At 67.8% G+C, this 13,756-nt stretch carries 12 protein-coding genes and 1 pseudogene; 4 read left to right on the forward strand and 9 right to left on the reverse strand.

Going from position 1 to position 13,756, the window contains the following annotated elements:
• The first annotated feature begins 150 nt into the window (after positions 1-150).
• Entirely contained in the window at positions 151-1,131 is a 981-nt protein-coding gene (locus tag GIY23_RS23025) for a tyrosine-type recombinase/integrase (RefSeq protein WP_154076860.1), read from the forward strand.
• A gap of 6 nt (positions 1,132-1,137) precedes the next feature.
• Here GIY23_RS23025 and GIY23_RS12730 read toward each other — a convergent pair whose 3' ends face one another.
• The 4 genes from GIY23_RS12730 to GIY23_RS12745 are packed head-to-tail and all read right to left on the reverse strand — an operon-like array spanning position 1,138 to position 4,621.
• Entirely contained in the window at positions 1,138-1,752 is a 615-nt protein-coding gene (locus GIY23_RS12730; RefSeq protein ID WP_154076861.1) for a methyltransferase family protein, read from the reverse strand.
• Between the two features lie 3 nt (positions 1,753-1,755).
• A complete protein-coding gene (gene lspA / locus GIY23_RS12735) occupies positions 1,756-2,259 on the reverse strand; it encodes a signal peptidase II (RefSeq protein ID WP_154076862.1) in 504 nt (167 codons plus the stop codon).
• Entirely contained in the window at positions 2,256-4,226 is a 1,971-nt protein-coding gene (locus tag GIY23_RS12740; protein WP_154076863.1) for a heavy metal translocating P-type ATPase, read from the reverse strand. Before GIY23_RS12740 ends, lspA begins: the two co-directional genes overlap by 4 nt.
• The gene (locus GIY23_RS12745; protein ID WP_154076864.1) at positions 4,223-4,621 is read right to left on the reverse strand and encodes an ArsR/SmtB family transcription factor; all 399 of its coding nucleotides are present in this window, start codon (positions 4,619-4,621) and stop codon (positions 4,223-4,225) included. Before GIY23_RS12745 ends, GIY23_RS12740 begins: the two co-directional genes overlap by 4 nt.
• A gap of 44 nt (positions 4,622-4,665) precedes the next feature.
• On the opposite strand from GIY23_RS12745, the gene GIY23_RS12750 reads away from it, so the two are divergent.
• On the forward strand, positions 4,666-5,283 hold the full coding sequence (locus tag GIY23_RS12750; protein WP_228717260.1) for a class I SAM-dependent methyltransferase: 618 nt from the start codon (positions 4,666-4,668) through the stop codon (positions 5,281-5,283).
• 22 nt (positions 5,284-5,305) lie between these two features.
• On the opposite strand, the gene GIY23_RS12755 is transcribed toward GIY23_RS12750, so the two are convergent.
• Both GIY23_RS12755 and GIY23_RS12760 read right to left on the reverse strand, forming a co-directional pair.
• Positions 5,306-8,392, reverse strand: a complete 3,087-nt coding sequence (locus GIY23_RS12755; RefSeq protein WP_154076865.1) for a Tn3 family transposase — start codon at positions 8,390-8,392, stop codon at positions 5,306-5,308.
• A 211-nt stretch (positions 8,393-8,603) separates the two neighbouring features.
• A complete protein-coding gene (locus GIY23_RS12760) occupies positions 8,604-8,873 on the reverse strand; it encodes a heavy-metal-associated domain-containing protein (protein ID WP_228717261.1) in 270 nt (89 codons plus the stop codon).
• Between the two features lie 65 nt (positions 8,874-8,938).
• On the opposite strand from GIY23_RS12760, the gene GIY23_RS12765 reads away from it, so the two are divergent.
• Positions 8,939-9,382, forward strand: coding sequence for a heavy metal-responsive transcriptional regulator (locus GIY23_RS12765; protein WP_154078812.1), 444 nt, complete (start codon positions 8,939-8,941; stop codon positions 9,380-9,382).
• A 43-nt stretch (positions 9,383-9,425) separates the two neighbouring features.
• On the opposite strand, the gene GIY23_RS12770 is transcribed toward GIY23_RS12765, so the two are convergent.
• Both GIY23_RS12770 and GIY23_RS12775 read right to left on the reverse strand, forming a co-directional pair.
• Positions 9,426-9,770 carry a four-helix bundle copper-binding protein gene (locus GIY23_RS12770; protein WP_222850144.1) on the reverse strand — a complete coding sequence of 115 codons (345 nt, stop codon included), beginning with the start codon at positions 9,768-9,770 and terminating at the stop codon, positions 9,426-9,428.
• A gap of 610 nt (positions 9,771-10,380) precedes the next feature.
• Positions 10,381-11,643, reverse strand: coding sequence for an IS256 family transposase (locus GIY23_RS12775; RefSeq protein WP_154078814.1), 1,263 nt, complete (start codon positions 11,641-11,643; stop codon positions 10,381-10,383).
• A 212-nt stretch (positions 11,644-11,855) separates the two neighbouring features.
• Between GIY23_RS12775 and GIY23_RS12780 the strand changes: the two genes are divergently transcribed.
• Positions 11,856-13,139, forward strand: a complete 1,284-nt coding sequence (locus GIY23_RS12780; RefSeq protein ID WP_222850145.1) for an IS256 family transposase — start codon at positions 11,856-11,858, stop codon at positions 13,137-13,139.
• 7 nt (positions 13,140-13,146) lie between these two features.
• On the opposite strand, the pseudogene GIY23_RS23425 reads toward GIY23_RS12780, so the two are convergent.
• A pseudogene (locus GIY23_RS23425) lies at positions 13,147-13,736 on the reverse strand (IS30 family transposase); the annotation flags it as partial.
• Positions 13,737-13,756: the final 20 nt, after the last annotated feature.

The following is a 13,756-nucleotide window of genomic DNA, read 5'->3' on the forward strand; positions in this document are numbered from 1 at the left end:
CGGTTGGTGCGGTTTCGGCCGTGGGTGGCGTGTGAAGTCTTGGCACAGATAACGCTCTATTATCTGCGGCATCGCTGATCACGGCCTGCGGGAACGTCCCCGCGGCGGCGCGTGAAGCGGCCCTGTTATCTGTGGCAAGGGAGAACGCGGGTGTCCACAGTCGTCGCGCTGCCGGCCGGGAGCACCACGTCGCTGACCGTCGGCCGGGCGGCCGAGCTGTTCCTCGACTCGCTGGCGAACCCGAACACGATCCGCGGCTACGCCACCGCGGTCGGCAAGACCGCCGAGAGGCTCGGCGAACATCGGCCGCTGGCGACGGTGGCCGACGACGAGGTCGGCGAGGCCCTGGAATCGCTGTGGGGCCGGGCGGCGGTGGGCACCTGGAACGCCCGCCGGGCCGCCGTAGGTTCGTGGCTGTCCTGGTGCCGCGATCGCGGCCACGACGCCCCGATCGTGCCGGGCTGGACCAAGCGCCTGGCCGCGCCGGACTCGGAGACCCCGGTGCGATCCCGGCTGGCGATCGACCGGCTGGTGGCGCGGCGCGAGGTCGCGCTCCGGGAAAAGACGCTCTACCGGATGCTGTACGAGACCGCCGCTCGCGCGGAGGAAATCCTCGGCCTCAACATCGAGGACCTCGACCTCACCGGACGTCGTGCCCCGGTGAAGGCCAAGGGCGCACGGGCCAAGACCCGCCGCCGGGGCCAGGCCCGCGAGGAGGTCGTGTTGGAGATCGTCTATTGGGACGCCGGCACTGCCCGCCTGCTACCGCGGCTGCTCAAGGGCCGCACCCGCGGCCCGGTGTTCCTCACCCACCGCCGCCCAGGCCCCGGCAAGGTCCTCGGCCCTCGCGACACGTGCCTGGACACCGAGCTGGCGCGGCTCTCGTACGGTCAGGCCCGCGCCCTGCTCGACGCCCACACCGCACACCAGGGGCCGGGAACCGGGTGGGATCTGCACGAATTCCGGCATTCGGCGCTGACCCACCTCGGCGAGGCCGGGGCGAGCTTGTTGCTGCTGATGGCGAAGTCCCGGCACAAGAAGCCGGAGAACGTCCGCCGCTACTTCAAACCCTCCGACCAGGCGCTGGCCGAGGTCACCAGCCTGCTGGCCCCCGGCGACAGCCGACGGTAGGAGGTGTCAGCGGGGTTGGGTGCGCAGGCGACCTATGCCGGGGACGAACCGGCCCACGTCGGCGGCATAGCGCTCGTAGGCTTGGCCGTGCTGGCGTCGCAGGTGGGGCTCTTCGACCCGGCGGACCTGCAGTTGGACGCCGAGGGTGAAGGCGCCCAGCCCGGCCAGGGCGATCACGTTGGGTACGGCCAGGGCCATCCCGGCGAACGCTGTGACCACGGCGGTGAAGATGGGGTTGCGCACCAGCCGGAACGGGCCGGTCGTGACCAGCTCCGTGTGCTCACCGTCGGAGACGCCGACCCGCCATGCGTTGCCCATGGCCAGCTGTGCGGCGAAAGTGCCCAGCACACCCAGGCCCGCCAGGACGACACCGAACAGTCGTAGCCACGGCTGATCAAGCAGGGGCAGGGCGGGCAGACCGGCCATCTCCGCCAGTGGGGCGGCCACGCTAGTGGCCAGCACGCCCAGGGCCATGAACAGGTGGATCACCAGTGACGCGGCGCCGGCGCCCGAGGGCGGCAACCGGTGCCCGGTGGTGCCGGTGGCACGCCACAGGATGAGGGTGCGCACCGCAACGGCGAGGATGAACGCCCCGAACAAGCACAGCACGGCCACGGACATGGCTCAGTCCTCCGCCGGCTCGCGCCGGTGGTCTGGCGACCGCAGCGTGGCGAGGACGATGAGTGCGCCGCCGCAGGTGATGAGCACGTCGGCGAGATTGAAGGTAGGCCACCAGCCGGTATGCAGATAATCAGTGACCACGCCGTCGATGCCGCGGTCGATGAGGTTGGCGACGGCTCCGGCGAGCACGGCGGCCATGCCGGTGCGCAGGGCGAGGTTGGCGGTGCGGGCGGACCGCCAGGCATAGACCGCGATGCCGGTAGTGATGAGTGCGGTGGCGGTAAGCACGACCCAGCCGGGCAGGGTGGCGCCGAGGCTGAAGGCCACGCCGGGGTTGTAGGCCAGCCGCAGCTGCAGCAGACCGAGATCGAGCGAGTGGCCGGCGGCCAGCGCTTGGACGGCCCAGGTTTTCACCGCCAGATCCCCGAGGGCCAGGAGCGCGGCGGTGGTGGCGAGGGTGGCCCGCCGCCGGGCCGCGCTCACCACCGGAGCCGCGGTGCGGGTCACGACGAGGCCCCCACCGTCGCGGGGCGCGCGGCCGCGGGCTTGCCGCTGGGCAGCGTCGGCAGTGGTTTCGCACGTCCGGCACGAACGCCGTTGCCGATGACCACGACCTCGGCCACCTCGTGCACCAGAACCACCGCCGCCAGGCCGAGCACGCCGAACAGCGCCAGCGGCATCAGCACGGTGATGATGGCCAGGGAGAGTCCGACGTTTTGCAGCATGATCCGCCGCGCGCGGCGGGCGTGGTCGAGGGTGTGCGGCAGGTGCCGCAGGTCCTCGCCCATGAGCGCGACGTCGGCGGTCTCGATGGCCACATCGGTTCCCATCGCTCCCATCGCGATGCCCAGGTCGGCGGTGGCCAGGGCGGGGGCGTCGTTGACACCGTCGCCGACCATCGCCATCGACCGCTGGCCGCTCAGTTCGCTGATGATGCGGGCCTTGTCCTCCGGCCGAAGTTCGGCATGGACCGAGTCGATGCCCGCCTCGGTGGCCAGCGCGGTGGCGGTGGCGCGGTTGTCCCCAGTGAGCATGGCGACGTGGTACCCGCCGGAGTGCAGCCGGGTGATGACCTCGGCCACTTCGGGGCGGAGCTCGTCGCGAACGGCGATGGCGCCGATGACCTGCCCGTCGTCCTCGACCAGCACTGCGGTGGACCCGGTGTGCTGCATCCGCTCGACGGCGGCGGACAGCGGCCCGGATTCCAGCCAGCCGGGTCGCCCCAGTCGCGCGGTGCGTCCGCCGACCTGGCCGGTTAGCCCCGCACCGGTGACCGCCTCGACGTCGGTCGCTGGTGCGATCGACTCACCGTCGACGGCGGCGAGGATCGCGCGCGCGAGGGGGTGTTCGCTGCGGGCCTCCAGCGCCGCGGCCACTCCGAGCACGCGTTCGCGCGAGATCCCGTCGGTGGTGGCGACGTCGACCACGGTGGGCTGGTTGCGGGTGAGCGTGCCGGTCTTGTCCAGCGCCACACCCCGCACGCGCCCCAGGGCTTCCAGCGCTGCGCCGCCCTTGACCAACACACCGAGCTTGCTGGCGGCACCGATCGCCGCCACCACCGTGACGGGAATGGAGATCGCCAGCGCGCACGGCGAGGCAGCCACGAGCACGACCAGAGCCCGTTCAATCCAGGTCAGCGGGTCGCCGAGCAGGCTGCCCAGGCCGGCGATGACCACCGCGGCGATCATGACGCCGGGCACCAGGGGCTTGGCGATGCGATCGGCGAGGCGCTGGCTGGCGCCCTTGCGGGACTGCTCGGCCTCCACGATCCGCACGATCCGCGCCAGAGAGTTGTCCTCGGCGGTCGTGGTGACCTCGACCTCCAGCACCCCGGTGCCGTTGATCGACCCGGCGAACACCTCACTGCCGGGACCGGCCTCCACCGGCACGGACTCACCGGTGATCGCCGAGACGTCCAGCGCGGTACGCCCAGTGCGGATCACCCCGTCGGTGGCGATCCGCTCACCGGGCTTGACCACCATCCGGTCCCCGACCCGCAGCTCGGACGGCGCAACCACGGTCTCCACACCGTCGCGAAGCACCGTGGCCTCATCCGGCACCAACGACAGCAGCGCGCGCAAACCCCGACGGGTGCGGGCCAGAGAGTATTCCTCCAGGCCCTCGCTGATGGAATACAGAAAGGCCAGCATCGCGGCCTCGCCGACCTCACCCAGGATCACCGCGCCGATCGCGGCGACCGTCATCAGCGTGCCGACACCGATCTTGCCCTTCGCAAGTCGCTTCAACGTGGAAGGCACGAACGTGTAGGCACCGGCAGCCAACGCCACCGCCTTGAGCGCGAGCACCAGCATCGGCGCCGCACCCAACCACTCCGCGGCGTATCCGGCGATCAGCAGCACCCCGGCCACCGCCGCCGCGCGCAGCTCGGTGACCTGCCAGAGCCGTTCCGGCTCGTGCTCTTCTTCCTCGCCGGTGCGGGGCTCGTCGCTGCCGCAGCCGCAGGCGTCACTCATCGCCCGGCCTCCTCGTTCCTGGTCTCGTCGGTGGTCTCGGTGCCGTAGTTCGGGCACAACGCCACCGCGTTGCCGGTCGCGGCCAGCAGCGTCTCCGCCGAAGCCAGCAGGTCCATCAACTCCGGGCGCGTCAGGCTGTAGAACACCTGCCGCCCCTCCGGGCGCCCCACGACCAGGCCGCAGTCACGCAGGCAGGCCACATGCGCCGACACCGTCGACTGCGCCAACCCCAACTCGGCGATCAAATCCGCAACCCGGGCCTCGCCGGAGGCCAGACGCTGCACGATCGCCAACCGAGCGGCATCGGACAGGCTGTGGAACAACGCCACCGCCGGATCCAGGTTCGCGCCCGGCGGGCTCGACGCCAGGCAACCTTCCGTGCTATTCATCGTCATATCCCGATGATAGCAACTCGATACGATACAATCGAGGGGTTGCGATGTTGATGAACCAGGTCGAGACCGCGCTGGTCAACTCCCCACCCCGGCGGTGGCTGCAGCGCTACTACGAGGTGCCGTGGATGCGCCGCCTCGGCGGGCCGCTGCCGCCCGAGGCGCGCGTGCTGGAGCTGGGCTGCGGACCGGGCTACGGCACCCAGCTGCTCCTGGACCGTTTCGGCGCCGGGCACGTCAACGCGATCGACCTGGACCCCGCGATGATCACCCGAGCCCAGCGGCGCCTAGCCCCATACGGCCAGCGGGTCCGGCTCGCCCAGGGCAGTGCCACCGACCTACACGCCACGCTGGGCGATCCCGTCTACCGCTACGACGCGGTGTTCGAGTTCGCGATCATCCATCACATCCCGAACTGGGCCGACGCGCTGGCCGAGATCGCCCGGGTGCTCATCCCGGGCGGGAGGTTCTACTTCGACGAGGTCACGGCCCTGGCGCTGGCCACCCCGACCTACCGGTTGCTGTTCGACCACCCCACCGAGAACCGTTTCACCGCCGAGGAATTCCTCGCTGAGCTGGCGCGCCACCACCTCGTCGTCGACGGCCAGTATCTGACCCGCCGCCGCGGCCGGTACGTTCTCGGGGTGGCCACCTACCGGCCCTAGCCAGGCCACCCCGAGAACGGTGTCACCGTTCGTCGTCCTCGTCGGGCTCCTGCGGGTCGCGCAGCGGCCGCAGGCTCTGGGCCAGATCGGCCGGCAGCAGGAACGAATACCGGCCCAGCATGTTGATGTGGTGGCGTACGAACGGTGACAGCCGGGCCGCGTCCTCGTCGCGAACCTCGTAGCCGCCGTCGCGCAGTTCGGCGATCGCGGCGTCGAGGTAGCGGGTGTTGAACAGCACGATCGCGTTCAGCACCAGACCAAGCGCTCCGAGCTGGTCTTCCATGCCTTCGTAGTAGCGCTGGCGCAGTTCGCCGCGCTGACCGTGGAAGATCCGCCGCGCGAGGGCGTGGCGGCCTTCCTGGAGGTTGGCCTGGGCTTTGATGTCGCGGCGGTAGCCGGTGTCGTCGACCATGCGCAGCACGTGCAGGGTCTTGGCGATCCGCCCGTAGTGCGCGATGGCCTCGCCCAGCGGGGTGGGGTGGCCGTCGCGGGAGAGCATCCGGATCACATCGTGCGCCCGCACCGCGCCGGTGTGGACGGAGGCAGTGACCCGCAGGATGTCCTCCCAGTGCCGCCGCACTTTGCCCAGGTCGATGCGGCCGCGGGCGGCGGTGGCGAACGGTCCGTAGTCGGCCTTGGTGTCGATGCGCCACAGCTTCTGATCCGGCAGGTCGGCCAGCTGTGGGGCGTAGGTGAACCCGGCGAGGGTGAGCAGACCAAAGACGATGTCGCTGTAGGAGGCGGTGTCGGTGACGATCATCTGCGGTTTCGTCCCGCCGTCGCGGTCGTAGAGCACGTCCAGGACGTGCAGGGAGTCGCGCGGGGTGCCTGCGACGACTTTGCCGCCGAGGCCGGCGGCCTGGTCGTTGATCATGTTCAGCCAGGTCGCGCCCCGTTTCTGGCCCCAGTAGTGCGGGTTGTGGCGGGCGTTGATGGTCTGCACCGGCACGACGAACCGCATGCCGTCAACGCTGGCCACGTGCCCGCCGCCCCAGATCTGAGCGAGGTTGATGCGGGCCTGTTCGTCGATCAGGGCGGCGTTGGCCGCCTTGATCGTGTCCATCCGCAGGTACGTCGCATCGACATGCGCGAGCCGATCACGGGTCAGCGCGGGCACGCCGTGCTTGATGACCGGGGTCCAGCCGATGTTGCAGGACTCCGCCACCAGCAGGGCCGCGATGGTGATGTGCAGGTCGGCCAGGCGGGCTTCACCGCCGGTGATCGAGGTGAACGCATCCGCAGCGCCGGTCCAGGAGAAGACCTCCAGCAGCACCTCGGGCAGATCCACGCGAGGCAGCATCCGGTTGGTCAGCACCCGCAGGTTCTCCAGGCTCGGCGGCTCCGCCTCCGCCGGCAGCGCCGCCAGGTGCAGACGCCCCTGCTCGTCGAAACGCACCGCGGTGTTCTCCGGCACCCGGGCGGTGACCTCGCGGAAGGTGGCGTCCAGCGCCTCGGCGCGCTCGTCCAGGTGCTCGTCGGGGTCCGGCGGCAGGCCGAGGCTGGCCAGCACCACCGGCTTGGCCGTGGTCCACGCGGTCCCGGCCAGCAGCTTCGCGCGCGGGTCGCCCCACTTGCTGGAGTTTACGGCGAAGATGTCCCGGCGCCGCAAACAGCGGTGGAACTGTTCCAGCACGCAGAAGGTGTAGGCCCGCCAGTCCACACAGCCCGGCTCCACCTCCGGGGCGTGCAGCACGAGCCGCCGCCAGGAGCCGATCAGCAGGTCTTCGTCGATCTCGGAGCGGGCGACCTTGTTGCGGCCACCGCCCCACAACGTTGGTAGATCCCGCAGCGCGGCGAGCACTCGTTGGCCGTCGGGGGCGGCGTCGAAGCGGATCACCTCGCACAACAGCGGCAGGAACGGCCGCACCGTGGCGAACCGCTTGACCAGCTCGGACCGCCACGCCTCATCGGCGTCCGAGTCCGGTGGCCCGGCCAGCTCCACCACCGCGACCAGGGCCTCGGCGAGCTCGGAGCGGGGCACCACGGCCTCGATCTCGGCCCACACCTGGGCCAGGCTCACCGACTCGACCACAGCACCGTCGTCGGCGGCCTGGGCGGTGAGGTCGTCGTGGGCGCCGGTGACTTCCAGCAGCACACCGAGCGCGGCGGCCAGCTTCGCCGACGCCTTCCCGAGCTTGGGCAGGGTGCGCAGCTTTTCCTTGGCCGACTCCCGTTCCGCCCGGGCCAGCAGCTTCGAGGAGATCAGCACATCCAGCAGGTCGAGGGAGTCATCGACCGCCCGGGTTTGCAGGTAGACCACCGTGGCCAGCAGCGTCGCCAGTCGTCGGGAATCGCCGTGCCGGCGCAGCAGGCTGGCCTTTCCCTGCACGCCGTAGCGGGACAACTCGGCCAACCGGCGCGGCGGCACCACCTCGGTGTCGACCTCGGCGAACCCCAATCCCAGAATCTCCGATGCCCGCTGGAGCGCATCGACCATCGCCGGGCCCGACACCCGCGTCGGCGGGCGTCGCAGCTTGTCCAGCTGCGAATTCCGATGCCCCTCCGGAACTTCCAGCAACCCGTCCAGGGCGCCACGCTGCTCGTCGTCAAGCAGCTGATGCAGCGTCGCCCACAGCCGTTGGTTCGCTGCCTCCCGGCGGGAAGCGACCAGCCGCACCAGCGTCGTCACGCCCGGCAGCAGCACCCGGCGTTCCCGCAGCCACGCCACCGCCGCGTCGAACAGCGCTTTCGGGCCGTCACCGGTGGTCCAGGCGCGGGCCTCGACCCACTCGCCGAGCTCGTCCTCCACAGTGGAGAACTCCCGCCAGCCGCCAGCCCGGCGCAGCTCCCATACGTGCTCGAACCGGGTTTTCTCCCGCTCGCCGTAGGACTTCACGCACGCGGGGTCGGCGATCTCCAGCTGTTCGGCGAGGTAGTCGACCAGCTCGACCGGCACGTCCAGCGGGTCGTCGAGGAACGCGCCGGCGTTGCGAACGGTCACCAGCTGCACGCTGAAGCCGAGCTTGTTGTGGTCTCGGCGCTTGGCCTCCACCAGGCCCCGGTCGACGTCGTCTAGGAAGAAGAACCGCTCTAACTCGGCGCGGGACAACGACCCGGGCAATCGGCCGTAGGCCGCGGCTTGCTCATCGGACAGGAACTCAACGGGCAACGCAGTGCCTCCTGCTGCTTACACCGCCCACCGTGGCGGAACTGCGGCGTACCTCAGCAGCAGCCAGCAACCAAGGTCAACTCGTAAACCAGCAGGTCACGGCTTAGCGCCAGTTTCCGTTCCGATGTTCCTCAAGCCCCAATCCGCTGCTGGCCCGGTGTGGTACTCGATTCCGACGCCCACAACTGCGGGCGTTCCTCCGTCACGGTGCTCACCGGCTCGCCCCTTCGGTGACCTCGAAGCCCGCCGCCTCGATCCGCTCAGCCAGCACGGCATGATCGGCCAACTCCGGACCGACGCGCACCTGCACGTGGCCGCTGTGGTGGTCGGCACTCACGTCCCGCACACCGTCCACGCGGCCCAGCACCGTGGCGATGCGCTGCTCACACCCCGCACACGACATCCCCGTGACCTGCAACTCCACCGTGTCCATGATCTCGTTCTCCCTGTGTGACCTGCGGTTGTCGTCGTCAGCACGCACGCTAGAACCTTGCCCCAGGGGTAAGGTCAAGGATGAAGGTTCCGGACACACAGCAGGAGGATCTAATGGGCATGACCGTCGGCGCGGCCGCCACCGCCACCGGAGTCAGCGCCAAAGCCGTAAGACTGTGGGAATCCAAAGGACTACTACCACCAACCGAGCGCACCGAAGCCGGCTATCGCGTCTTCACCGACGACGATCTCGACGTGCTGCGCTTCATCCGCCAGGCCAAGACGCTGGGCCTGACCCTGCCCGAGATCAAAGACATCATCGACCTGCAACGCGACGGCGCCACCCCCTGTGGGCGCGTCACCGAACTGCTCGATACCCACATCGCCGAGATCGACCGCACCCTGGCCGACCTGCGCGCACTGCGCCGCTCACTGGCCACTGCCCGCCAGAACGCCCGCGAAGGCCAACGCCGCGGCCAGGGAGCCGTGGTCTGCCGCATCATCGAAAACCACACCGACCGCGGTGAAAGCCCCACCATCGGCGACACCGAGGGGTAGGCGGTCACACTCGCCTACCCCTCGATCCCCGTGGGTGCGGTCCTCAGGCGGTGACCGTGGCCATCGCCCGGCACTGCTCCGCGCACCGGCGACACGCCGCCGCGCACTCGCGGCAGTAGTCCATGTCGTACTTATCGCACTCGGCCGCGCACGCCTCACACACCTGCGCGCACAGCTGGCACAGCTGTGCCGCCCAGCGCGAGTTCCGGGCCAACAGCGTCACGCACGCCGCGCAGATCGCCGCGCAGTCCAGGCACAGCCGGGCGCACTCGGCCATATCCGGGTTGTTGGCGCAACAGTTGTAGTTGCACGTCTCGCACGCCTGCTGACATTCGGCACACGCATCCAGACACGCCTGGTTGCGCTGCTCCACCATCGTCGTAGCCATCACGTACCTCCCTGGTTCGCCCTTTGGTTCGCTCAGCCCGGAACGGGCACCACTGACATACCCGCACCCAACGCTGCGCACCCCGAGGCGTAAGGGATTGTCCCGGGAGGAAGGTCAAGGCATCCCCCTCACGGCCACCATCGAGCGATGGGTCGCAGACAACGGTGTCGGCAAGAGGAACCCTTCTCAACATGATCGACGACTGACCGCCTCATGGACCTGGATCGCCTGAGCCCGGCAGTGTCGTGTGGGCATCCAACAGGGCACGAGCCTGGCTGTTAGGACAGCCGGGCCAACTCGGTGTCCGGCACACGTCGCGGGGGCTAGCACCTTGCCTCGATAGTCCCTGCGACGACAACAGTGCCCACGACGCAACACCCCAGCTCAACTCCGTTATGAACAGAAGAAGCCCTAGGGAACGCCTGTTCGATCACGTACCAGCGAGGCCGCCGCGCCGGTCGGGGGACGACCGGCAGGTTCGTCCGCTGGCCGGTGTGGGTGGATCTCGCGCGTCTGTACCCAAGCCCGCAACCGGTACGACCGTTCCCGCTCGGTGGAACCTTCACGAGGGGGGTGTGTCCGATGAACGGTGGATCTGGCTTGGTGTTGGTTAGTTCCCGCTGGGGGTGATGCGGCCTTCGAAGGTGATGGCGAAGGCGTTGAGTGCGGGTTTCCACCGTGCAGCCCATCGTGCCCTGCCGCGCCCGGTGGGGTCCAGGGAGCGGGTGGCGAGGTAGAGACACTTCAACGCGGCTTGCTCGGTCGGGAAGTGCCCACGAGCGCGGATCGCTCGCCGATAGCGGGCGTTGACCGACTCGATCGCGTTGGTCGAGCAGATGACCCTGCGGATCTCCACGTCGTAGTCCAGGAACGGGATGAACTCGCTCCAGGAGGTTTCCCAGAGTCGGATGATCGCCGGGTACTGCTGGACCCAGGTTGAGGCGAACTCGGCGAATCGTTCGGCTGCGGCGGCCTCGGACGGTGCGGTGTAGACGGGTTTGAGGTCACGGGCCATCGCGTCCCAGTACTTGCGGGAGGCGTAGCGGAAGGTGTTGCGAATCAGGTGGATCACGCAGGTTTGCACGATCGCGCGGTCCCACACGGTGGTGATGGCGTCTGGGAGGCCCTTGAGTCCGTCGCAGACCACGATGCACACATCGGCCACGCCCCGGTTCTTGATCTCGGTGAGCACCGCGAGCCAGAACTTCGCGCCCTCGCCACCGTCACCAGCCCACAACCCGAGGATGTCGCGCTCACCGCCGACGGTGACCCCGATCGCGACGTAGACCGGTCGACTGGTGACCTGGCCGTCCCGGATCTTGACGTGGATAGCGTCGATGAACACCACCGGATACACGCGATCCAGCGGGCGGTTGGACCAATCCGTCATCTCCGCTACGACCTTGTCGGTGATCCGCGAGATCGTGTCCTTGGACACCGACGCCCCGTAGACATCACCAAAGTGCGCTGCGATCTCCCCGGTCGTGAGGCCCTTCGCCGACAGCGACAGCACGATCTCGTCGATGCCGGTCAGGCGCCGTTGACGCTTCTTGACGATCTGCGGATCGAACGACGAGTCGGTATCGCGGGGCACCTCGATCTCCACCGGGCCGATCTCGGTGAGCACCGTCTTCGCCCGGGTGCCGTTGCGGGAGTTGCCGCCATTGCGCCCGGACACCTCATGCTTGTCGTAACCCAGGTGCTCGGTCATCTCCGCATCGAGCGCGGTTTCGAGCACGTTCTTCGTCAACTGGTTGAGCAACCCATCCGGCCCGACCAGGTCCACACCCTGCTCCTTGGCCTGCGCCAGAAGCTGCTCCGCCAACCGCTGCTGATCCACTCCATCAGTCACAGGCTCCAGTGTTTCGGTCATCATCGATCCTTCCCACCAAGCACCACGCTCGGCGTGTCAGACCAAGACCAGATCCACCGATGATCAGACAGTCCCGCGTGCCCGCCGTAGCCGACGTGAAAACACCCTTAGGTTCAACCGGTCAAGGCAACGGCTTCGGGGCTGTCCGTGATCTTGTGGGTGGTGGGTGATCTTGACCATGCTGGAGCGGTCGGCTCCGGTGGGAAGGATCCATGGTGACAAGTGAAGACACGGCGGCCGATTCGGCTGGCCCGGCTCCTGCTCATGACGAACTCGATGTTCGGGTAGCGCGGGAGTTGATCGACAAGGCCCGCGAAGATGGCGTGTCGCTGGTCGGCCCGAACGGACTGTTGCGGCAGGTAACCAAAACGGTGCTGGAATCGGCGCTGAACGGCGAACTGGACGACCATCTTGGCTACGAGAAAGGCGACGTTGCGGAGAAGTTCGGGGTCAACGAGCGGAACGGATCGTCGTCGAAGACGGTGCGGACCGATGTGGGTGACGTACGGATCGACGTGCCCCGTGATCGAGACGGTACGTTCACTCCGCAGATCGTGCCGAAGTACGCTCGCCGGGTCGAGGGTTTCGACGACACGGTCATCTCCCTGTATGCGAAAGGGTTGACGACCGGGGAAATTCAAGCACACCTGGCCGACATTTATGACGCACGGGTGTCACGTGAGCTGATCTCGAAGATCACCGACAAGGTGGTCGACGACCTGAATTCCTGGCAAATTCGACCGTTGGATCGCGTGTATCCAGTTGTGTTGATTGATGCCATTCATGTCAAGATTCGGGATGGTGCGGTGGCGAACCGTCCCGTCTACATCGCGGTCGGGATCACCCTGGCTGGTGAGCGGGACGTGCTGGGCATGTGGGTCGGTACTGGTGGCGAAGGAGCCAAGGGATGGCTGAACCACTTGTCGGACCTGAAGAACCGTGGCGTCGAGGACATCCTGATCGTCGCCTGTGACGGCGTGAAAGGGCTGCCCGAGGCGATCTCTGCGTTGTGGCCACAAGCAGAGGTCCAACTGTGTGTCGTGCACCTGGTGCGGGCCAGCCTTCGCTACGCATCGAAGAAGTACTGGCCGGCGATCACTAAACGACTCAAACTGATCTACACCGCCCCCACCATAGAAGCCGCAGAAGTAGAGTTCACCGAATTCTGTGCCGAATGGGAGGATAAGTATCCCGCGATGATCCGGCTGTGGCGCCACAGTTGGGAACAGTTCACGCCGTTCCTCGCCTATCCGCCCGAGTTGCGAAAACTGGTGTACACCACGAACGCGATCGAAAGCCTGAACTCCCGGTTCCGTCAGGCCACCCGACGCCGAGGCCATTTCCCCAACGAACAGGCCGCACTCAAAGTGCTCTATCTCGTGATCAAAAATCCACTCAAAAATCGTTCCAACATCACCGGGAAAGTAGTAGGTTGGAAACAGGCGTTGAACACGCTCGCCATGCACTACGGCGACCGCCTCGACGCGCAGCACTGACAGGTGATCACATCATCACCCACAAGATCGCCGACACTCCCACGGCTTCTGCGGGTGTGCGGAAGTCGAGGCATTTCCGGGGTCTGGTGTTGAGCTTGGTGGCGATCGCGTCGAGCTCGGCCTGGGTGAACGTCGCGAGGTTCGTGCCCTTGGGGAGGTATTGGCGCAGCAGCTTGTTGGTGTTTTCGTTCGTGCCGCGCTGCCAGGGGCTGCGTGGCGCGGCGAAGAACACATCGACCCGGTGGCAGCGGTGAGTCGCTTGTGTTCGGCCAGTTCCATGCCTCGGTCCCACGTCAGCGTGTCGCGTAGCCGCGGATCCAGGCCGGCGTAGTTCGTGATCAACTCGGGAACGACGATCGTGCTGTGGCGGCTGGGGAGCTTCACGATCACGAGGTAGCGTGATTTGCGGTCTACCAGGGTGGCGACTTGACTGTTGTTCGAGCCGATCACGAGGTCACCTTCGAGGTGCCCGAGCGTGCTGCGGTCCTCGGCAGTCTCGGGGCGCTGCTCGATCGGCCGGGCGTCGATGATCTGGGACCGCCATTGACCTTTGACCGTGTGGCGCTTGTTTTTTCGGATCGTCACTCCCAGTCGGAGCAGGTGTTCGTGGATCCTCT

The organism is Allosaccharopolyspora coralli (genome assembly GCF_009664835.1).
Taxonomy (GTDB): Bacteria; Actinomycetota; Actinomycetes; order Mycobacteriales; family Pseudonocardiaceae; genus Allosaccharopolyspora; species Allosaccharopolyspora coralli.

What these genes read in the sequence shown, in the direction of transcription:
- GIY23_RS12730 (WP_154076861.1), bottom strand. Translation starts at nt 1,752, where the DNA reads ATGTCCGTGGCCGTGCTGTGCTTGTTCGGGGCGTTCATCCTCGCCGTT.
- GIY23_RS12745 (WP_154076864.1), bottom strand. Translation starts at nt 4,621, where the DNA reads ATGACGATGAATAGCACGGAAGGTTGCCTGGCGTCGAGCCCGCCGGGC.
- GIY23_RS12780 (WP_222850145.1), top strand. Translation starts at nt 11,856, where the DNA reads ATGGTGACAAGTGAAGACACGGCGGCCGATTCGGCTGGCCCGGCTCCT.
- GIY23_RS12765 (WP_154078812.1), top strand. Translation starts at nt 8,939, where the DNA reads ATGGGCATGACCGTCGGCGCGGCCGCCACCGCCACCGGAGTCAGCGCC.
- GIY23_RS12775 (WP_154078814.1), bottom strand. Translation starts at nt 11,643, where the DNA reads ATGACCGAAACACTGGAGCCTGTGACTGATGGAGTGGATCAGCAGCGG.
- GIY23_RS12740 (WP_154076863.1), bottom strand. Translation starts at nt 4,226, where the DNA reads ATGAGTGACGCCTGCGGCTGCGGCAGCGACGAGCCCCGCACCGGCGAG.
- GIY23_RS12750 (WP_228717260.1), top strand. Translation starts at nt 4,666, where the DNA reads ATGTTGATGAACCAGGTCGAGACCGCGCTGGTCAACTCCCCACCCCGG.
- GIY23_RS12770 (WP_222850144.1), bottom strand. Translation starts at nt 9,770, where the DNA reads ATGGCTACGACGATGGTGGAGCAGCGCAACCAGGCGTGTCTGGATGCG.